Origin of the sequence: Lentzea sp. NPDC051213 (assembly GCF_044455585.1) — a bacterium.
Taxonomy (GTDB): domain Bacteria; phylum Actinomycetota; class Actinomycetes; order Mycobacteriales; family Pseudonocardiaceae; genus Lentzea.
In genome coordinates this window covers 584,627-607,718 of record NZ_JBITEX010000006.1, presented here as the reverse complement: position 1 = coordinate 607,718, position 23,092 = coordinate 584,627, and the positions used below count along the sequence as shown (strand labels likewise).

Annotated in this window: 1 protein-coding gene (only partly in view); it reads right to left on the bottom strand. The window is 70.4% G+C overall.

All coding sequences use genetic code 11. From position 1 onward, the window contains the following. Positions 1-23,092, bottom strand: the 5' portion of a protein-coding gene (locus tag ACIA8G_RS28265) for a type I polyketide synthase (protein ID WP_396421697.1). 4,448 nt of this gene lie to the left of the window's left edge; the window shows 23,092 of its 27,540 coding nt (coding positions 1-23,092); it begins with the start codon at positions 23,090-23,092; its stop codon lies beyond the left edge, outside the window.

Sequence of the window (23,092 nt, the reverse complement as noted above, 5' to 3'; positions counted from 1 at the left end):
CGAAGTCCGCGGTGCCGGCCAGGAACCCGGCCTCGCGGGTGATCGACGTGGACAGCACCGACTCGACGTCCCAGTCGCGGTCAGCGGGGAACGCGCCCATGCCATCCCGCCCGTCGAGTAGCAGCTGCCACAACGCTTCGGGCGAGTTCACGTCGCCGGGGAACCGGCACGCCATACCGACGATCGCGATCGGCTCGTCCGCGCGCACCGACGCCACCTCGGTCTCGACGGCTCCACCACGCAGGTGGTCGGCGAGACGGCGCGGCGTCGGGTAGTCGTAGACCAGCGACGCGGGCAGCGTCTTGCCAGTCGCGGCGGACAGCTGGTTGCGCAGCTCGACGGCGGTCAGCGAGTCGAACCCGAGATCGCGGAACTCCTTGTCCACGCCCACCGCGTGCGGGCCGGCGTAGCCGAGCACCGACGCGACGGCCGTGCGCACGACCTCCAGCACGTCACCGCTGATCTGAAGCTTCTTACGCGCCTTGGGCTTCTCCGGCAAGATCGCGATGGCAACGGTCGGCGCGTCCTCCGCGACCGCACGCCACATCGACTCCACGGCGAGGTCCGGACGCATCGTGATGCCGTGCGCGTCAACGCTTTCGGCCATACCGGCACCCGCCCACGCACCCCACGCGATCGACGTCGCGGGCAGGCCGTGTGCACGCCGGTCCCGCGCGATCGCGTCGAGAACGGCGTTCGCGGCCGCGTAGTTGGCCTGGCCGGGGTTGCCGAGAGCACCCGCGACCGACGAGAACAGGACGAACGCGTCCAGCTCCACCGACCGCGTCAGCTCGTCGAGCACCAGGGCGGAGGCGACCTTCGACCGAAACACGTCCGCGAACCGTTCCGGCGCAAGGCCTTCCAGCACACCGTCGCTCAGCACACCGGCCGTGTGCACGATGGCGTTCGGCGGGTACTGCTCGAGCAGTTGCTGAACAGCCTCACGATCCGCGACGTCGCACGCCACGATCTCGGCACCCAGTTCGTCGCGCAGCTCAGCGGCACCCGGCGCCTCCAGACCGCGCCGGCTGACCAGCACGATCTTCTCGACGCCGCGGTCCTTGAGGTCGCGGGCGACGTGCGTGCCGAGTGCACCCGTGCCGCCGGTGACGATGACGGTGCCGTGCGGCTCCCACATCGCGTCGGTCGGCGTTGCCGCGTCGTAACGCCGTGCGAACACGCCCTCTTCGCGGATCTCGACCTCGGCCTCGTCGCCGACGAGTACGGCGGCGAGCTGCGAGACGTCACCGGTGACGTCGACGAGTCCGCCCCACTGCGCGGGCAGCTCCAGAGCCGCCACCCGGCCGAGGCCCCAGACCGCGCTCTGCGACGGGCTGGTCGCCGCGCCGCGCGTCACCGCCCACACCGGAGCACTGACACCCTTGCGCGCCAGCGATTGGATCAGCTCCATCGTCGCGATCACGCCCCGTGGCACGCCGTTCTCGTCGACCTCGGCGTCCAGTGCGAGCAGCGACACGACCCCGTCGAACGGTGTCTCCGGGAGCTCCTGCACCACCGTGCCGTTGATGGCCGCCGCGACCTCACGAGCGAAGTCGTCGTCGGCGCCGAGCACCAGCCAAGTTCCGGAGGCCGAACCACGCGGGGTGATCCGCTCCCACGATTCTCGGTGCCGCCACGAGTCCACAGTGGACCTGGCGCGGTCGGCCGGTGCGACGTCGAGCACGGTCGGCCAGTAGCGCTCGTGCTGGAACGCGTAGGTCGGCAGGTCCACCCGCCGCGCGCCCGTGCCCTCGAACAGCGCGCTCCAGTCCACGGTCGCGCCGCTGACGTGCAGGCGGGCGAGCCCGGCGACGAACGCCTGCTCCTCGCCGCGGTCCTTGCGCAGCAACGGGATGCCGCTGACCATCGCGGACAGCACCCCGTCCGGGCCGATCTCCAGGAACGTACTGCCGTCCAGCGCGCGCACCGTGTCGTGGAACCGCACGGCCTCCCGCACGTGCCGGACCCAGTACTCGGATTGTTGAACGATCGCATCGTCGGATCGTTCAACAATCCCACAAGTCAACAACGGGATCGTCGGATTGTTGAACGAAATGCCGGCGATGGCCGCGCGGAAGTCGTCCAGCATGGGCTCCATCAGCGGCGAGTGGAACGCGTGGCTGACCTTGAGCTGCTTGGACTTGCGCCCGCGATCGTTGAGTTGTTCAACAATCCCACGAACCTCTTGTTCAACACCGGCGATGACGACGGCGTTCGGCCCGTTGACCGCGGCGATCGAGACACCAGAAGTCAGCAGCGGCGTGATCTCGTCCTCGGCGGCCTCGATCGCGATCATCGCGCCACCGGTGGGCAGTGCCTGCATCAACGAGGCACGCGCGCTGATCAGCGTGCACGCGTCCTCGAGGCTGAACACACCGGCGACGTGCGCGGCCGCGATCTCACCGATCGAGTGCCCCGCGAGCCGGTCGGCCTTCACGCCGAACGACTCCACCAGCCGGTACAGAGCAACTTCGAGCGCGAAGATCGCGGGCTGCGCGTTGCCGGTCTGGTTGAGCGCCTCCGCGTCCTCACCCCACATGACCGACCGCAGCGCCGGGTCGAGATGCGCGAGCACGGCGTCGAAAGCATCCGCGAACACCGGGAACCGCTCGTAGAGGTCACGACCCATGCCGAGCCGCTGCGAGCCCTGTCCCGTGAACAGCAGCGCCAGATCGCGCTCGGCCGCCTCTCCCCTGGCGATCTCGACACCGTCGGCAAGCACCGCCCGGTGCTCGAACGAGCTGCGCGACACCGCGAGCGAGTAAGCGAGATCGAGCGGAGAAGCATCAACGGTGCCAAGGCGCACGAGCTGGTCGGCCAGCGCTTCCTCAGAACGTCCGGACACCACGAGCGGCACCACCGCAGCAGAGCTGGTCGTCGCGGGAACCGGAGCCGTGCACTCCGGCGCCTCCTCGATGATCACGTGCGCGTTCGTCCCGGAGACACCGAACGACGAGACACCAGCGCGGCGCGGGCGGTCGGCAGCCGGCCAGTCGCGGCGTTCGGTGAGCAGCTCGACGTTGCCGACCTGCCATTCCACGTTGGACGACGGCGCGTCGACGTGCAGAGTCTGCGGCAACACACCGTGCCGCAAAGCCTGCACCATCTTGATCACACCGGCGACACCGCCCGCGGACTGCGGGTGGCCGAGGTTCGACTTGATAGAGCCGAGCAGCAGCGGTGTTTCCCGGTTCTGCCCGTAGGTCGCCAGCACGGCCTGCGCCTCGATCGGGTCACCCAGGGTGGTGCCCGTGCCGTGCGCCTCTACAGCGTCCACTTCGGACGGTGCGAGTCCGGCGTTCGCCAGCGCCTGCCGGATCACGCGCTGTTGCGACGGACCGTTCGGCGCAGTGAGGCCGTTCGACGCGCCGTCCTGGTTGATGGCCGAACCACGCAACACAGCCAGAACCTCGTGGCCGTTGCGGCGCGCATCGGACAGTCGTTCCAGCAGGATCACACCGGCACCCTCGGACCAGCCGGTGCCGTCGGCGGCCTCGGCGAATGCCTTGCAGCGGCCGTCCGGCGCGAGCCCGCCGGCCGCGGTGAAGGCGGAGTAGGCGTTCGGCGTGGTCATGACCGCCACGCCACCTGCCAAAGCCAGGTCGCACTCGCCGTTGCGCAGCGCGTGTGCGGCCCAGTGCATGGCCACTAGCGACGACGAGCAGGCCGTGTCGATGGTGACCGCGGGGCCTTCGAGGCCGAGCAGGTAGGAGATCCGGCCGGACAGCACCGACGCGGAGAACGCGGTCGTCGCGTACGGGCCGGTCTCCTCCAGCGACCGGTTGAGCAGCGACTCGTAGTCCTGACCGGTCGTGCCGACGAAGACTCCGGTCAGGCTGCCCTTCAGGGAAGTCGGGTCGATGCCCGCGCGTTCCAAAGCCTCCCAGGAGGTTTCCAGCAGGAGGCGCTGCTGCGGGTCCATCACGACGGCTTCGCGGGGCGAGATGCCGAAGAAGCCCGCGTCGAAGTCGGCCACGGCGTCGAGGAAGCCGCCCTCGAACGTCGAGCTGGCCAGCCTCTCCAGGTCCCAGCCGCGATCGGTCGGGAACCGCGAGATGACGTCGCGGCCCTCGAAGACCAGGTCCCACAAGGCTTCCGGCGTCGTGACACCACCGGGATAACGGCAGCCGATGCCGACGATCGCGATCGGGTCGTCCGTCGCGTGCATGGCCGCGCGGACCTCGATCTGTTGCGCGCCACCGAACAGCTCGTCTCGCAGGTGCTGCGAGAGCGTCGTAGCGGTCGGGTAGTCGAAGACGAGCGTCGCGGGCAACGCGAGCCCGGTCGCGGTCTTGAGGCGGTTGCGCATCTCGACCGCGGTGACCGAGTCGAATCCCAGCTCGCGGAACGCCCTGCCGACCGGCACCTGCTCGCTTTCCGCGTAGCCCAACGTCTTCGCGGCCTCGGCGCGGACCAGGTCGAGCAGTGCGCGGTCACGTTCGGCGGCGCTGAGCTTCGCCAGGCGCTGCTTGAGTTCCGACTCCTCTACCGGCTCGTCGGCGAGTGCCGCACGCACCTCGGGAATGCCGGTGAGCAACGGGCTCGGGCGTTCCGCGGTGAAGCTCGGCGCGAACTTCGCCCAGTCGATGTCGGTGACGGTGAGCTGGGTCTGGTCGTCGGCGACGGCCTGGCGCAGCACCTTCATCGCGAGCTCCGGCGGCATCGACCCGATGCCGATCCGCCGCAACGCGTCGTACATGCCGTGGTCGGCGGCCATTCCGGCTTCCGCCCACGCACCCCACGCGACCGATGTAGCCTGCAGCCCCTGCGACCTGCGCAGGTATGCAAGACCGTCGAGGTAGGCGTTGGCCGCGCCGTACGCGGGCTGGCCGCCGCTGCCCCAGCTCGCCGCACCCGACGAGAACAGGATGAACCGCGCGTGCGGGGCCAGTTCGTGCAGATGCTTGGCCGCGGTGATCTTCGTGTCGAGCAACGCCGTGACGTCCTCGTACCGCAGTTCGTCGATCGGGGCGTCGCCGGTGCCGATGCCCGCCGCGTGCACGACCGTCGTGAGATCGTCGATGGTCTCGAGAAGGGTCGCCAGCGCTTCCCGGTCCGCCGCGTCGCATGCCGCGATCGTGACGCGCGTGGTGCTTTCCAGCTCTGCCTTGAGTTCTTGAGCTCCAGGTGCGTCGAGGCCGCGGCGGCTGGTGAGCACCAGGTGCTCAGCGCCGGCTTCGGCCATCCAGCGGGCGACGTGGCCGCCCAACGCGCCGGTGCCGCCGGTGATCAGGACCGTGCCAGAAGCCTGGAACTCGGGGCTGTGGTGGGCGTTCGTGCGGACGAGACGGCGGGCGAACACGCCGTTCTCGCGGATCGCGACCTGGTCCTCGGTGCCGGTGAGCACCGCAGCGAACCGTTGGGCCGCCTTGGCGTCAAGCGTGCCGGGCAGGTCGATCAGGCCGCCCCAGCGGCGCGGCAGGTCGAGCGCGGCGACGCGGCCGAGACCCCAGAGGGCGGTCTGCGCCGGGTCGACCGGCTGGTCGCCGACCGCGACGGCGCCCCGCGTGACGGCCCAGACCGGTGCCGTGACACCGGCTTCGGCCAGTGCCTGGACCAGCGTGATCGTCGCCTGCAGGCCGGTCATCGCGATGACGCCGTCGATCGACTCCGGCAGGCGTGCGATGAGGTCCGCGCGGCTGATCTGCTCGTCGATATCGAGGTGCGTGGCGTTCACCGCGTCGATGACATCTTGAGCTTCGCCGCCGGACGTGACGACGAGCCATGTTCCGGTGGGCGTGCCGGTGACGGTGACCGGCGTCCACCGGTCGCGGTAGCGCCAGGTGTCCATTGTGGATTCGGACTTTCGGCGGCTGCGCCACTGCGCGAGTGTTTGCGCGACGCCCTGCTCGACGCCGATGTCTTCCAGACCACCGTTGTCGACGAGCTCCCAGAACTCGGCGTCCACCGGGTCGGAGATGTCCTTGGCCAGCGGCTCCGGCCAGAACCGCTGGCGGTCGAACGCATACGTGGGCAGCAGGACGTTCTTGCCGCCGGGGTACTGCCACCCGATGTCGAGACCCGCGACCCACGCCTCGGCGAGCGAGATGAGGAACCGGTTCTTCCCGCCCTGGTCACGGCGCAATGAACCGATGGCGACGATCTCGGTGCCGGCGGCTTCCGCGGTCTGCTGCGCGGGCAGCATCAGCACGGGGTGCGCGCTTGACTCGATCAGCACGCGGTGGCCGTCCTGGACGAGTTGCTCGACGACCTTCGCGAAGCTGACCGGCCGGCGGGCGTTCTGGAACCAGTACTCGGCGTCGAGGGTGGCGGTGTCGATCCGCTCCGCGGTGACGGTCGAGTAGAACAGGATGGTGCCGCTCCGCGGGGTGATGTCCGCGAAGAGTTCGAGGATCTGGTCGCGGAGGCGGTCGACCTGCGCGCAGTGCGAAGCGACCGTGGAGCCGATCACACGGGCACGGATGTCCTTGGCGACACAGCTCGCGACGAACTTCTCCAGCTCCGGGACCGCGCCGGCGACCGTGCAGGCGTGCGGGCTGTTGACGCCCGCGATCGCCAGCTCCGGCGGAAGCAGCTTCTCGACCTCGGTCGCGGGCAGCGCGATGCTGGCGACAGCGCCGTTGCCGACGAGTTCGTCCGCGAACAGCTGCGAGCGCTTGACCACGATGAACGCGGCCTGCTCGAGAGTGAGCGCGCCCGCGATGTAGGCGGCGGCGATCTCGCCCTGCGAGTGGCCGACGACCGCCGCGGGCTCGATGCCGTTCGCGCGCCACGTCTGGGCGAGCGAGATCATGATCGCGAACAGCGCGGGCTGCAGGATCTCGATGCGGTCCAGCAACTCGGCGTCGCCGCGCAGCACGTCGATGACCGACCAGCCGACGAGCTCCGCGATCGCGCGGTCGGCTTCGGCCATCCAGTGCGCGAACGTCTCGTCCTCGTCGAGCAGCGCGACCGCCATGCCGGGCCACTGGCTGCCCTGGCCGGGGAACACGAACACCGGCCCCGGACCCGCCTGCACCACGGAACCCTCGACGACCTCGTCGCCGACGATCACCGCCCGGTGCTCGAACCTGCTGCGCGCCGCCAGCGAGAACCCGACGTCCACGGGCCGCTGCCCACCGTCCACCAGCGCCCTGACCCGTTCGATCTGAGCGCGCAGCGACGCCGCGGACTTGGCCGACACCGCCAGCGGAATCGATACCGACTGGCTGGCCCCCTGGGGGGATTCGCCCCCCATCCCAATCATCTCAGGCAGGTCCGACAATTCCGGGGCCTCGAGGATGACGTGGGCGTTCGTGCCGGAGATGCCGAACGACGACACACCCGCGCGGCGCGGCCGCTCGACCGCCGGCCAGTCGCGGGCCGAGGTGAGCAGCTCGACCGCGCCCGCGTCCCACTCGATGTGCGAGGAGGGCGCGGACACGTGCAGGGTCTGCGGCAGCACGCCGTGGCGCAGCGCCATGATCATCTTGATGACGCCGGCGACACCGGCGGCCGACTGGGTGTGGCCGATGTTCGACTTGATCGACCCCAGGTACAGCGGCTCCGCGCGTTCCTGCCCGTACACCGCCAGCAGCGCCTGAGCCTCGATCGGGTCACCCAGCGACGTGCCCGTGCCGTGCGCTTCCACGGCGTCGACGTCCGTGGGCGAGAGACCGGCCGTCGCGAGAGCAGCGCGGATCACCCGCTGCTGCGACGGGCCGTTCGGAGCGGTGAGGCCGTTGGACGCGCCGTCCTGGTTGACCGCGGTGCCCTTGAGAACCGCGAGGATGTTGTGGCCGTTGCGAAGCGCATCGGACTGGCGCTCCAGCACGAGCAGGCCGACACCCTCGGAGAACCCGGTGCCGTCCGCGCCCTCGGAGAACGCCTTGCAGCGCCCGTCCGACGACACGCCGCGCTGCCGGGAGATCTCGACGAACGTCGCGGGCGTCGACATGACCGCGACGCCACCGGCGAGTGCCAGCGACGACTCGCCGGTCCGCAGTGACTGCTGGGCGAGGTGCATCGCGACGAGCGACGACGAGCACGCCGTGTCGATCGTGACCGCCGGTCCTTCCAGCCCGAGCACGTAGGACACCCGGCCGGACGCGACGGACGGCGACGATCCGGTGCCGTGGTGGCCCTCGAACTCACCGCCGAGCAGTTGCGCGTAGTCGTTGTACATGACGCCGGCGAACACGCCGGTCGCGCTGCCCCGCAACGAAACCGGGTCGATGCCGGCCCGTTCGAACGCCTCCCACGCCGTCTCCAGCAGCAGGCGCTGCTGCGAGTCGGTCGCGAGCGCCTCGCGCGGGGACATGCCGAAGAACGCCGGGTCGAACTCGCCCGCGTCGTGCAGGAAGCCGCCGAGACGCGTGGCCGAGGTGCCGATGTCGTTGCCGGAGAACAACGTGTCGAGGTCCCAGCCGCGGTCGGACGGGAACTCGGAGATCGCGTCGGCGCCGTCCAGCACCAGCTGCCACAGGTCCTCGGGCGTGCTGACGCCACCGGGGAACCGGCACGCCATGCCCACGATGACGATCGGATCGTCGTCGACGGCGGTGCGCACTTCGACCGTCGAGCCGCCGTCCGCGCCGAACAGTTCGTCGCGCAGGAACGCCGCCAGCACGTGCGCGGTCGGGTAGTCGAACACGAGCGTGGCGGGCAGCCGCAGTCCGGTGACGGCGGTCAAGCGGTTGCGCAGGTCGACGGCGGTCAGCGAGTCGAAGCCGAGGTCGCGGAACGCGCGCCCGGCGTCGAATCCCTCCAGCGCCAGCACGGCGCTGACCTGCGCGCGGATCAGGTCGAGCAGTGCGTCGAGGCGTTCGCCGTCGCCCAGCGGCCGCAGCTTCGCGGCCAGTCCGGTGGCCGCGTCCGATCCGGCGACCACGCGGCGTGCGCGGGTGCGGATCAGGCCGCGTAGCAACGCGTGCACCTCGCCCTGTGCTCGCAACGTCGCGAGGTCGAGCCGTGCGGGCAGCAGCACCGCTTCGCCCGCCGCGACCGCCGCGTCGAACAGCGCGGTGCCCTGCTCGGGGGTGATCGGTGGCATTCCGGCGCGCACCAGGCGTTCCCGGTCGGCGTCGGTCAGCGACCCGGTCAGGCCGACCGTGGCCTCCCACGTGCCCCACGCCAGTGAGACGGCAGGAAGTCCTTGTGCGCGGCGATGTTCGGCGAGTGCGTCGAGGAACGCGTTGCCCGCCGCGTAGTTGCCCTGGCCGGCGCCACCAAGAATGCCCGCGGCGGACGAGAACAGCACGAACGGCACCTCGGGCAGCAGCTCGTGCAGGTGCCACGCGGCGTCGACCTTGGGCGCCAGCACGGTGTCGAACTGCTCGGGGGTGAGCGACTCGATCACGCCGTCGTCCAGCACGCCGGCTGTGTGCACGACCGACTTCACGGTGTGCTTCTTCAGCAGTCGCTGGAGAGCCTTGCGGTCACTGACATCGCATTTGACGACCTTGACGGTCGCGTCCACCTCCCACGCGGGCTTCCGGCCGCTCCTGCTGGCCAGGATCACCTCAGTGACACCGTGCTCCGCGACGAGGTGCTGCGCGATCACCCCGCCGAGCCCGCCTCCGCCGGTGATCAGCACCGGGCTTTCCCACGTGATGTCCTGTGCCGCCGCGGCACGGGCCAGCCGTGGCACCAGGACCTGTCCCTGCCGGACGCGCAGCTGCGGTTCGTCCGCGGCCAACGCCTGCGGCAGCACCGCGTCGTCGTCGATGTCCGCCAGCACGAACCGGCCGGGATGCTCGGTCTGCGCCGACCGCACCAGCCCCCACACCGCCTGCCCGGCCAGATCGCCTTCGCGGGTCACGAAAACCAGTCGCTCGGCGCGTTCCCCGGAGATCCACTCCTGGAGCCGGGCCAGAACTCGGGTGGTCAGCGTGCGCGTCGACTCGATGACGTTGCCGTCGCCCACGACGTGCTCGACGACCACGTTCTCGGCCGCGTCGGCCGGCAAAGCGATCGGCGTCCACTCGACGCGGAACAACGAGTCACGGTCGACCTCGTTCTCCGGCAACACGACCGGCCGCACGACGAGCGACTCGACCGTGGCGACGGGCCGGCCGGTGGCGTCGGCGAGCGCGATCTCCATCGCGTCACCGTTGGAGCGCAACCGAACCCGCAGCTCCGTCGCGCCGGTGGCGTGCAGCGACACGCCTTCCCACGCGAACGGCAGCCCGGCGCCGTCCTTCGCCAGCAACGCGGCGTGCAGCGCGCAGTCGAGCAACGCCGGGTGCAGGCCGAAGCCCGCGGTGTCCTCGGTCGTGGTGACCTCGGCGTACACGTCGTCGCCGTCCCGCCACACGGCCCGCAGCCCCTGGAACGCGGGCCCGTACTCGAAGCCCATCCCCGCGAACCGCTCGTAAGCTCCTTCGACATCAACGCTTTCCGCGTTCGGCGGCCACACGCTCGCATCGAAGTCGCTAGTAGCGTTGCCCATCGACAACGTGCCGGAAGCGTGCTCGATCCACGGCGCGTCGTCCTCGTTGCGCGAGTAGATCACGACGGGCCGACGCCCGCTCGCGTCCTCGGCCCGGACGGCGACCTGCAGCTGCACCGAGCCGGCGAGCACGAGCGGTGCGGAGATCGTGAGCTCGTCGAGCTTCTCGCAGCCGACCTCGTCCCCGGCGCGCACCGCCAACTCGACAAAAGCCGTGCCGGGCAACAGAACCGCGCCGCTGACGGCGTGGTCCGCGAGCCACGGATGCGATCGCGTCGACAGACGCGACGTGAACAGCACGTCGTCGCCGCCCGCGACGCTGACCTCCGCGCCGAGCAGCGGATGCCCGACCGCGCTGAGGCCCAGGCCGGACGGATCGCCCGACCGCACCCGCCCGGACGGCCAGAACCGCTGGCGCTGGAACGCGTACGTCGGCAGGTCGATCAGCTCACCGCCGCGGAAGAACTCGTCCCACGTGACGCCGAGGCCTCGGACGTGCGCCTGGGCGAGCGCCGTGATCAGCTGCTTCGTGCCGCCTTCGTCGCGCCGCAACGTACCGAGCACCACCGCGTCGTGTTCTCCCGCGGTCTGCTCGACGCCGTACGTCAGCACCGGGTGGGCGCTGGGCTCGACGAAGAACCGGAACCCGTCGCGCAGCAAGGCGTTCGTGGCGTTCTGGAACTCCACGGTCTGCCGCAGGTTGGTGAACCAGTAGCCGGCGTCCATGATCGCGGTGTCGATCGGCTCGCCCGTCACCGTGGAGTAGAGCGGAATCGCCGAGGTCCGCGGCTCGACAGCCGCGAGCTCCTCCAGCACCCGTTCCCGAATCGCCTCGACCTGCGGCGTGTGCGACGCGTAGTCGACCGCGATCATGCGCGCCCGGACGCCCTGCGTCTCGCACTCCAGCACGATCTCCGACAGCGCCTCGACCTCACCCGCGACGACCGTCGAGCTCGGCCCGTTGACCGCCGCGACCGCCACGCGGTCCTGATAACGCGCGATCCGCGGCCGCACTTCGTCCACCGGCAGCGACACCGACAACATGCCGCCCCGCCGGGACAACGCTTCATCGACGGCCTGCGACCGCAGCGCCACCACGCGCGCCGCGTCGTCGAGGCTCAACGCCCCGGCGACCGCCGCCGCCGCGATCTCACCCTGCGAATGCCCGACGACCGCGTCTGGCTCGACCCCGTACGAACGCCACACTTCGGCCAGCGACACCATGACCGCCCACAGCACCGGCTGCACGACGTCGACCTGGTCGAGCGGCAACTCGTCCGTCAGCACCTCGGTCAGCGACCAGCTCACGAACGGCGCCAGCGCTGTTTCGCACTCCGCGATCCTGCGAGCGAACACCTCGTTGGTCCTCAGCAGTTCGCGGCCCATGCCGACCCACTGCGAGCCCTGGCCGGGGAACACGAACACCGTCTTGCCCGCGGTCGTGACCTGCCCGACGATCGGTTCGCCGGCTCCGACGACCACCGCCCGGTGATCGAACGCGGCCCGCGCGGCCAGCGTGAACCCGATGTCGACCGGGTCCGCGTCCACCGCTCGCACGCGCTCGAGCTGAGCCTCCAGCGCTTCCGCCGACTTCGCCGTCACCAGCCACGGCACCTCACCGCGCTGGATCGATCCCGCCTCGCCCCCTCCGGGGGAGACCGAGGTCCCCACTCCAATCGTCCCACGGAGGTCTGACAATTCAGGAACCGTCGCGTCGTGAGTGGACCGTTCACGCGCGGGAGCTTCCAAGATCACGTGTGCGTTCGTGCCCGAGACGCCGAACGACGAGACACCTGCGCGGCGGGGACGGGAGACGGCGGGCCACGAGCGCGTGGTGGTCAGCAGCTCGACGTCGCCGGCCTCCCAATCGACGTGGGACGACGGCTCAGTGACGTGCAGGGTGCGCGGCAGCACACCGTGGTGCAGCGCCTGCACCATCTTGATCACCGACGCGACACCCGCGGCGGCCTGAGAGTGGCCGATGTTCGACTTGATGGAGCCCAGCAGCAGCGGCTCGGTGCGGTCCTGGCCGTACGTCGCGAGTAGCGCCTGGGCCTCGATCGGGTCGCCCAGGGGCGTTCCGGTGCCGTGCGCCTCGACCGCGTCGACATCGGCGACCGACAGACCGGCCGAAGCCAGCGCGGCACGGATGACCCGTTGCTGCGAAGGACCGTTCGGCGCGGTGAGGCCGTTGGACGCGCCGTCCTGGTTAACGGCGGAACCGCGCACCACAGCCAAGATCCGGTGGCCGTTGCGCAGAGCGTCGGACTGGCGCTCAAGCACGACCTGGCCGATGCCCTCTGCCCAGCCGACGCCGTCGGCGGAGTCGGAGAACGCCTTCGACCGGCCGTCCTCGGAAACCCCGCGCTGCCGCGAGAACTCGATGAACGTCGACGGCGTCGACATCACCGTCACACCGCCGGCCAGCGCGAGCGAGCACTCCCCCGACCGCAGCGACTGGATCGCCCAGTGCATCGCGACCAGCGACGACGAGCACGCCGTATCGACCGTGACCGCCGGGCCCTCGAACCCGAACACGTAGGACACGCGGCCCGAGGCAACGCTGCCCGCGCTGCCCTGTCCCTGGTGTCCTTCCATGTCGCCGCCGCCGACGACGGACTGGTAGTCGTTGTACATCAAGCCGGTGAACACACCGGTCGCGCTGCCCCGCAACGCGGCCGGGTCGATGCCGGCGCGTTCCAGCGCCTCCCAGGCGGTTTCCAGCAGCAGACGCTGCTGGGTGTCGGTCGCCAGCGCCTCACGTGGCGACATGCCGAAGAACGACGGATCGAACTCGGCCGCGTCGTGCAGGAAGCCGCCGGAACGCGTGTAGGAGGTGCCGATGTGGTCGGGGTCCGGGTGGTACAGGCCTTCGAGGTCCCAGCCGCGGTCTGCCGGGAAGCCGGTGACCGCGTCGGTCTCGTCCAGCACCAGCTGCCACAGCTCTTCCGGCGTCGTGACGCCACCGGGGTAACGGCAGGCCATGCCGACGATCACGATCGGATCGTCCGAAGTGGACACGAGGGCGGGCAGATCCGGTGTGACGGCGACGCCACCGAGCAGTTCGTCGCGCAGGTAGGAGGCCAGCGAGCCGGAGGTCGGGTAGTCGAAGATCAGGGTCGCGGGCAACCGGATGCCGGTCGCGGCCGTGAGGCGGTTGCGCAGCTCGACGGCGGTCAGCGAGTCGAAGCCGAGGTCGCGGAACTGCTGCGCCGGGTCGATCGCGTGCGCGCCACCGTGGCCGAGCACGGCCGCGGCTTCAGCGCGCACGACGTCAAGCAGCGCTTCGAGCCGGCCGGTCTCGGACAGCGCCGACAGCCGGGAGACGAGCGTGACCGCGGTGTCAGAGCCCGCGACGGACCGCTTCGAACGCGTCCGGACCAGGCCGCGCAACACCTGCGCCACCTCGCCCTTCGCGCGCAGTACAGCGAGGTCGAGCCGGAACGGCGCCAGTGCCGGGCCGCCGTGCGCGAGGGCGGTGTCGAACAGCTCGATGCCCTGCTCCACCGAGATCGGCGGCATGCCGGCGCGGCGCATGCGTTCGACATCCACTTCGGACAGATGCCCGGCCATGCCGCCTTCCCAGGCACCCCAGGCGAGGGAGATGGTGTTGGGCCGGTGCTGGGCGAGCGCGTCGAGGAACGCGTTGGCCGCCGCGTAGTTGCCCTGGCCCGCGCTGCCGAGCGTGCCGGCGACGGACGAGAAGAGCACGAACCGGTCGAGTTCGCCCACCAGCTCGTGCAGGTTCCAGGCGGCGTCGACCTTGGGCCGCAACACATTCGACAACCGTTCGGGCGTCAGCGACTCGATCACACCGTCGTCGAGCACACCCGCGGCGTGCACGATCGACCGGACAGCGTGCCTTTTCAACAGCTTCTGCACGGCCTTGCGGTCCGCCACGTCGCACTTCGCGACGGTGACACGCGCATCCAGCTCAGCGACCCACTCGGGCTTCTCGCCACGCCGGCTGACCAGGACGAGTTCCTCGACACCCTGCGCAACAAGGTGTTTCGCGATGACGCCGCCGAGACCGCCGGTGCCACCGGTGATCAGCACCGGCCCCTGCCAGGTGACCTCACGTGGCACCGCGGCGGCTCGCGCGAGCCGGGCGGCCTTCACCACGCCGTCACGGATGATCAGTTCGGGCTCGTCGATGCCCAGCGCCTGCGGCACGAGTTCGCCGGAGTCCGTGTCGATGATGCCGAACCGGCCGGGGTGCTCGCTCTGTGCCGACCGCACGAGACCTCGCACCGCCGCGCCCGCCAGGCATCCCATGCCGGTGACGAACACCAGCTTCTCGGGACGTTCGTCCGCGATCCACTCCTGCATCCGCGCCAACGCCTGCGCAACCAACGCATGCGTGGCCTCGACGACGTCCCCAGCCGCAACCACGTCTTCCACCACGACGTCCGTCGCGGGCTCGGCCAGCACCGGCACCTCGACCCAGTCGACCTGGAACAGCGAGTCGCGGTCCGTCGTGCTGAGCTGCTCCGCGGACACCGCGCGCACCACCAGCGCGTCCACAGACGCAACAGGTGCACCGGTGGGGTCGGCGAGCGCGATGGCGAGGTTGCCGCCGTTGCGAGTCAGCTTGACGCGCAACGCCGTGGCACCGGTCGCGTGCAGCGACACGCCTTCCCACGAGAACGGCAGCCCTGCGCCCTCATCAACGAGCAGCGCCGCATGCAGTGCGGCGTCCAGAAGTGCCGGGTGCAGCCCGAACGCCGCCCCGTCCACGCCCTCCGGCAGCGCGACCTCGGCGAAGATCGTGTCGCCGTCGCGCCAAGCCGCCTGCAAGCCCTGGAACGCGGGCCCGTATTCGAACCCGTTCGCCGCGAACCGCTCGTACGCGTCCGTGACGTCGATGGCCTCCGCGCGCGGCGGCCACTCACCGACCTCGGCGACGACGGCGCCGGACCCGAGCACACCGGTGGCGTGCTCCGTCCACGGCGCGTCGACCGCGCCTTCGGGCCGGGAGTAGAGGGAGAGCGATCGGCGGCTGTTCTCCTCGACGCCCACGATCAGTTGAATCTGGACGCCACCGCTGTCCGGGAGCACCAGCGGCGCGGCGAGCGTGAGCTCCTCGACGCGGTCGAGGCCGACCTCGTCGGCCGCCCGCACCGCCAGCTCGACCAGCGCCGCGCCCGGCACGAGCACCGCGCCGTGCACGGTGTGGTCGGCGAGCCACGACCGGCACGACAGCCGCGCGGTGAACAGGTAGCCCGCTCCCCCGGCGAGTTCGACGGCAACGCCGAGCAGCGGGTGCTCCACCGCGCCCAGTCCGGCCGACCGCAGATCCGGCTTCGCGCTGGTCTCGGGCCAGAACGACTGGTGGTCGAACGCGTAGGTGGGCACGTCGACACGTCGCCCGCCTGTGTACAGCTGCGTCCAGTCAACATTGATTCCGTCAATGTGTACTTGACTGAGTGCAGTCAACATTGATTCAACATCAGACTTGACTCGCGTCAACGTCGGAATCAACCCGTCAACCATCGCCGTCAACTGCGCATCAGGCCCGAGCTCCAGCAGAGTGACGTCACCCAACCGAGTGACGTTGTCGTGGAAGCGCACGGTGTCACGCACGTGGCCGACCCAGTAATCGACCGACGTGACATCACCAGACGCGCTGATCGGAATAGCCGGTTCGTGGAACGTGAGCCCGCTGATGGCCTCACGGAAGTCCTCGAGCATCGGCTCCATCAACGGCGAGTGGAACGCATGGCTGACCTTCAGCCGCTTGCCCTTCCACTTCTCCGCGACAGCCAGCACTTCTTCTTCGACACCGGCGATCACGACAGACCGCGGACCGTTGACGGCGGCAATGGACACGCCATCAGTCAGGTGCGCGCTCACCTCTTCTTCGGACGCGATGACCGACACCATCGCGCCACCGGCCGGCAACGCCTGCATCAACCACGCACGCGCGCTGATCAACGTGCACGCGTCCGCGAGGCTCATCACGCCCGCAACATGCGCGGCGGCGACCTCACCGATGGAGTGCCCGGCGACCTGAGCGGGCTTCACGCCGAACGACTCGAGCAACCGGTAAAGCGCCACCTCGATCGCGAAGATCGCGGGCTGCGTGTTTCCGGTCTGGCTCAACGCATCGGCGTCCTCGCCCCACATGACCTCGCGGACGCCTTCGAGGTGCTCCAGCACCTCGTCCAACGCGTGCGCGAACACCGGGAACGCCTCGTACAGCTCACGTCCCATGCCGAGCCGCTGCGAACCCTGCCCGGAGAACACGAATGCCAGCGGCTTCCCGCTCACCGCGCCCTGAGCGACGACCTGACCGTCGAGCACCACGGCCCGGTGGTCGAAGCGCGTCTTCAACGCGAGTGAGTAGCCGATGTCCCGCGGGTCGCCATCCAGCGCCAGCACCCGCTCGAGCTGCGCGTCCAGCGCTTCCGCCGACTTCGCCGACACCAGCCACGGCACCTCGCCGCGCTGGATCGATCCCGCCTCGCCCCCTCCGGGGGAGACCGAGGTCCCCACTCCAATCGTCCCACGGGGGTCTGACAGTTCTGGTGCGGTCGTGTCGTGAGTGGACCGTTCACGCGCGGGAGCTTCCAAGATCACGTGTGCGTTCGTGCCCGAGACACCGAACGACGAGATGCCAGCGCGGCGCGGGCGGGAAACGGCAGGCCAGTCGGTTGCGGAGGTGACGAGGCTGATGTCGCCGGCCTCCCAGTCCACGTGGGTGGACGGCGAGTCCACGTGCAGGGTCGCGGGGACCAGGCCGTGGCGCATCGCGTGCACCATCTTGATCACGCCCGCGACACCCGCGGCGGCCTGGGAGTGGCCGATGTTGGACTTGATCGAGCCCAACAGAAGCGGCTCGACGCGGTCCTGGCCGTACACCGCGAGCAACGCCTGGGCCTCGATCGGATCGCCCAGTGTCGTGCCGGTGCCATGAGCCTCGACGACGTCGACGTCGGAAACCGCCAGCCCGGCGGAGGCCAGGGCGGAGCGGATCACGCGTTGCTGGGAAGGGCCGTTCGGGGCGGTGAGGCCGTTGGAGGCGCCGTCCTGGTTGATCGCGGAGCCGCGGACGACGGCCAGGATGGTGTGGCCGTTGCGCAGCGCGTCGGACTGGCGCTCGAGCACCAGGAGGCCGACGCCCTCGGACCAGCCGACGCCGTCCGCGGAGTCGGCGAAGGACTTGCAGCGGCCGTCGGCGGACAGACCGCGCTGGCGGGAGAACTCGACGAACGTGGACGGCGTCGACATCACCGTCACGCCGCCGGCGAGGGCCAGGGAGCATTCGCCGTTGCGCAGGGCCTGTGCCGCCAGGTGCAGGGCGACCAAGGACGACGAGCAGGCGGTGTCGACGGTGACGGCCGGGCCCTCGAAGCCGAAGGTGTAGGAGACGCGGCCGGACGCGAACGTGCCGGCGCTGCCCATGCTCTGGTAGCCCTCGAACTCGCTGCCGCTGATCACGACCGAGTAGTCGGTGTACATGACGCCCGCGAACACGCCGGTCGCGCTGCCCCGCAACGAGGTCGGGTCGATGCCCGCGCGTTCCAGGGACTCCCAGGCGGTTTCCAGCAGCAGGCGCTGCTGGGTGTCGGTCGCCAGCGCCTCACGCGGGGACATGCCGAAGAACGCCGGGTCGAACAGGGGCGCGTCGTGCAGGAAGCCGCCAGAACGGGTGTAGGAGGTGCCGATGTGGTCGGGATCCGGGTGGTACAGCGAGTCGACGTCCCAGCCGCGGTTCGCCGGGAAGTCGGTCACCGCGTCCACGCCGTCGACGACGAGGCGCCACAGGTCCTCCGGCGACGTGACGCCGCCGGGGTAGCGGCAGGCCATGCCGACGATCACGATCGGGTCGTCGGCGACCGCGGACCGCACTTCAAGCGACGGAACGACCGCGTCGGAACCGAAGAGCTCATCGCGCAGATACTCGGCGAGGACACCGGCGTTCGGGTAGTCGAAGATCAGGGTGGCCGGCAGGCGCAGGCCCGTGACGGCGGTGAGCTGGTTGCGGAGTTCGACTGCGGTCAGCGAGTCGAAGCCGAGTGACTGAAAGGCCCGGCCGGGGTCGATCTCGTCGGTGCCCGCGTGGCCGAGGACGGTGGCGACCTGGCCGCGCACGACGTCCAGCAACGCTTCCCGGCGCGCGGTCTCGTCGAGGCTCGCCAGGCGGCCCGTCAGCGAGACGGCGGTGTCGGAGCCCGCGACGACGCGGCGTGGGCGGGTCTTGATCAGGCCGCGCAGCATCGGCGGGATGTCGCCGCGGCCGCGCAGGACGGGCAGGTCGAGGCGCACCGGGACGGCGTTGCCGCCTCCCATGGCGGCGTCGAAGAGTTCGATGCCCTGCTCGACGGTGATGCCGGGGATTCCGGTGCGCGCCATGCGTTCCGCGTCGGCACCGGACAGCATGCCCGCGATCCACGGGCCCCACGCCAACGAGGTGCCGGGGAGGCCCTGAAGGCGGCGGTACTCCATCAAACCGTCGAGGAACGCGTTCGCCGCAGCGTAATTGCTCTGTCCGGCCGTGCCGATCGTGCCCGCGACCGAAGAGAACACGACAAAGGCGTCGAGGTCTACGGTCAGCTCGTGCAGGTGCCACGCGGCGTCCACCTTGGGACGCAGGACGGTGTCGACGCGGTCGGCCGTCAGGGACTCGACGATGCCGTCGTCGAGGACGCCTGCGGTGTGCACGACGGCGCGGATCTCGTTCCGTGCCAGCAGATCGGCGACGGCGGCGCGGTCGGAGACGTCGCACGCCTCGACGATCACGTTCGCGCCCAATGCTTCCAGCTCGGCGACGTCGGCCTCGCCGCGCCGCGAGACGAGCAGCAGATCGCGCACGCCGTGGGTGGCGACGAGGTGCCGGGCGATCACCAGGCCGAGGCCGCCGGTGCCGCCGGTGATGAGAACCCTGCCCTGCCAGGAGAAACCGCTGGAGGGGGCGAGCCGGGCCAGGCGCGGGACGAAGACCTCGCCGGAACGGAGCCGGACCTGCGGCTCGTCCAGCGCGAAGACCTCCGCCGGGACGTCGCCGTCCGCCTCGACCAGTACGAAACGGCCGGGGTGCTCGGTCTGGGCCGATCGGACCAGGCCCCAGACCGCGGCCGCGCCGAGATCGCCGGGGCGGGTGACGAACGCGAGGCGGTCCTGCCGCTCGTCCGCGATCCACTGCTGGAGTCGCGCGAGCACCCGCGCCGTCAGGACGTGCGCGGACTCGGCCGGGGAGCCGTCGGAGACGACGAAGTCCAGCTCGGCCTCAGCGGTCTCGGCGGGCAGGGCGATGGGCGTCCAGTCGACGTGGAACAGCGCTTCCCGCGCGATCCCGGCGTCGGTCGACAGCGGGCGGGTGACGAGAGAGTCGACCGACACGACCGGCGTGCCGTGGGGGTCGGTCGCGGCGATCGCGAACGACTCGCCCCGAGGCCGGATGCGTACGCGCAGCGCGGAGGCTCCGGTCGCGTGCAGCGAAACGCCCTGCCACGCGAACGGCATGCCGCCCTCGGACGTGGTGAGGTCGGCGGCGTGCAGGGCGGCGTCGAGCAGGGCCGGGTGGAGACCGAAGCGGTCCGTCTCCTCGGTGACGGCGACCTCGGCGTAGACGTCGTCGCCGAGCCGCCACGCCGCGCGGAGCCCCTGGAACGCCGGCCCGTAAGCGAAGCCGTTGTCCGCGAACCGCTCGTAGAAGCCGTCCAGCGCAACCGGTTCCGCGCCAGCGGGCGGCCAGGTGGCGGGGAAGTCGCTGCTGACCGTGCCGGACGCGAGGACACCGGTGCAGTGCTCGAGCCACGGCGCGTCCGGGTCGAGCCGCGAGTACATCGCGATGGAGCGGCGGCCCGAGCTGTCCGGAGCGCCGATCGCGACCTGGAGTTGCACCGGAGCATCGAGAACCAGCGGCGCCGACAGCGTCAGCTCGTCGAGGCGGTCAAGGCCCAGTTCGTCGCCCGCGCACAACGCGAGCTCGACGAACGCCGTGCCGGGGAACAGCACGCGGCCGCCGACGACGTGGTCCGCGAGCCACGGCTGGGTCGCGGCGGAGAGCCTGCTGGTGAACAGCACGCCCTGCCCGTCGGCCAGCTCCACGGCCGCGCCGAGCAACGGGTGCCCGACAGCGGTGAGACCGAGGCCGGCGGCGTCGGCGATCTTCGCGGTGGACGGCCAGAAACGCTGCCGCTGGAACGCATAGGTCGGCAGGTCGGCCCTGCTCGCGCCGTCGAAGAAGGGCCGCCAGTCGACGCCGGCGCCTTGGACGTGCAGGCGTGCGAGCGCGGTGATCAGTCCGAGGGCTTCCGGACGGTCCTTGCGCAGGACCGGGATGCCGTCGTCGACCAGCGCGGACAGCACGCCGTCGGGGCCGATCTCCAGGAACGTCTTGTCGCCCAACGCCTGCACGGTGTCGTGGAAGCGGACGGTGGCGCGGACGTGGCGGACCCAGTACTCGGCGTTCGCGACGTCACCGAGGCCGGGGATGACCGGAGCGTGGAACTCGATGCCCGCGATGGCGTCGCGGAAGTCGTCGAGCATCGGGTCCATCAGCGGTGAGTGGAACGCGTGGCTGACGGCCAGTTGCTTGGATTTGCGGCCTTCGAACTGCGCGACGATAGCGCGGGCTTCGTCCTCTACCCCGGCGAGGACGAGTGAGTCGGCTGCGTTGATCGCCGCGATGGACACACCTGGGGTCAGGGTGATCTCGTCTTCGGTGGCCTGCAGCGCGATCATCACGCCACCGGGCGGTAGAGCCTGCATGAGTGATGCGCGGGCGCTGATCAACGTGCAGGCGTCTTCGAGGCTGAACACGCCCGCGATGTGTGCGGCGGCGATCTCGCCGATCGAGTGGCCGGCGACGTGGTCGGCCTTGACGCCGAACGACTCGACCAGGCGGTAGAGGGCGACCTGGAGGGCGAAGATCGCCGGCTGGGCGTTGCCGGTCTGGTTGAGCGCGTCGGCATCTGAGCCCCACATAGTGCCCAGGTCGAGGTGCTGGGCGACCTCGTCGAACGCCGCGCGGAACACCGGGAACGCCTCGTACAGCTCGCGGCCCATGCCGAGGCGCTGTGAGCCCTGGCCGGTGAACAGCATCGCGAGCTGCTTGTCGCTGGCGATGCCGCGCGCGATCTCGGCGCCGTCGAGGACGACCGCGCGGTGGTCGAAGAGCGTGCGCAACGACAGCGCGTACCCGACGTCCTTCGGGTCCGCCGCTGTCTCCACCGCTGGGTCCGCCGACGCGTCGGCCAGCTGCGCGATCTGGCCGGTGAGCGCCGCCTCCGACTTGGCCGAGACCAGCCACGGCACGCTCGGAATCGATACGGATTCGCGGGCCCCCTGGGGGGATCCACCCCCCACTCCAATCGTCTCAGAGGGGTCTGACAGTTCCGGGCGAGGCGGCGCTTCCAAGATCAGGTGTGAGTTGGTGCCGGAGACACCGAACGACGAGATGCCGACCCGCCGGGGCCGGTCGACCGAAGGCCATTGCGTGGCCGAGGTCAGCAGGGAGACGGAGCCGGCCGACCAGTCGACGTGAGAGGAAGGCTCGGTGACGTGCAAGGTGCGGGGCAGCACGCCGTGCTGCATCGCCTGCACGACCTTGATCACGGAGGCGACGCCCGCCGCCGCCTGCGTGTGGCCGATGTTCGACTTGATGGAACCGATGTACAGCGGAACGGAGCGGTCCTGGCCGTAAGCGGCGATCAGCGCCGCGGCCTCGATCGGGTCGCCCAGCGAAGTACCGGTGCCGTGCGCCTCGACGGCGTCGACATCCGCCGGAGACAGGCCTGCGGAGGCCAGGGCGGCGCGGATCACGCGCTGCTGCGAAGGACCGTTCGGCGCGGTCAGGCCGTTGGAGGCACCGTCCTGGTTGACGGCCGACCCGCGCAGCAGACCCAGCACCTGGTGACCGGCGGCAACGGCGTCCGACAGTCGTTCCAAGACCAGCATGCCGGCGCCCTCTGCCCAGCCGACGCCGTCGGCCGAGTCGGAGAAGGCCTTGCAACGGCCGTCGGAGGCCAGGCCGCGCTGCAGGGTGAACTCGATGAACGAGCTTGGCGTTGCCATGATCGTGACGCCGCCGGCCAGCGCCAGTGAGCACTCGCCGGAACGCAGTGCCTGCATGGCCAGATGCATGGCCACGGAAGAAGAGGAGCACGCAGTGTCGACCGAGACCGCGGGGCCCTCGAAGCCGAACGTGTAGGAGAGACGGCCCGACAGCACGGATGCGATGAGGCCGGTGGAGGCGTGCCCGTCGCCGTCCACCGACACCAGATCCGCGTAGTCCTGGCCGTTCGTACCCACGAAGACGCCGGTCGAAGAACCGCGCAGCGCAGCGGGATCCAGGCCCGCACGCTCCAGGGCCTCCCACGTGAGCTCCAGCATCATGCGCTGCTGCGGGTCCATGCCGAGGGCCTCGCGCGGCGAGATGCCGAAGAAGTCCGCGTCGAACGAGGCCAGGTCGGCCAGGAAGCCGCCCTCCTGCGCCAGCGACCGGTCACGCAACGAGGACAGGTCCCAGCCGCGGTCCGCCGGGAACGGGGTCACCAGATCCCGTTCGGAGACAACGGCTTCCCACAGCTGCTCGGGAGTGACCACACCGCCGGGGAAGCGGCACGACATGCCCACGATCGCGATGGGCTCGCTGTGCTTCTGCTCCAGTTCGAGGACGCGTTCACGAGCCCGGCGCAACTCGACCGTGACTCGCCTCAGGTAGTCGGCAACCTTGTCCTGCTGCTCTTCCTGCAC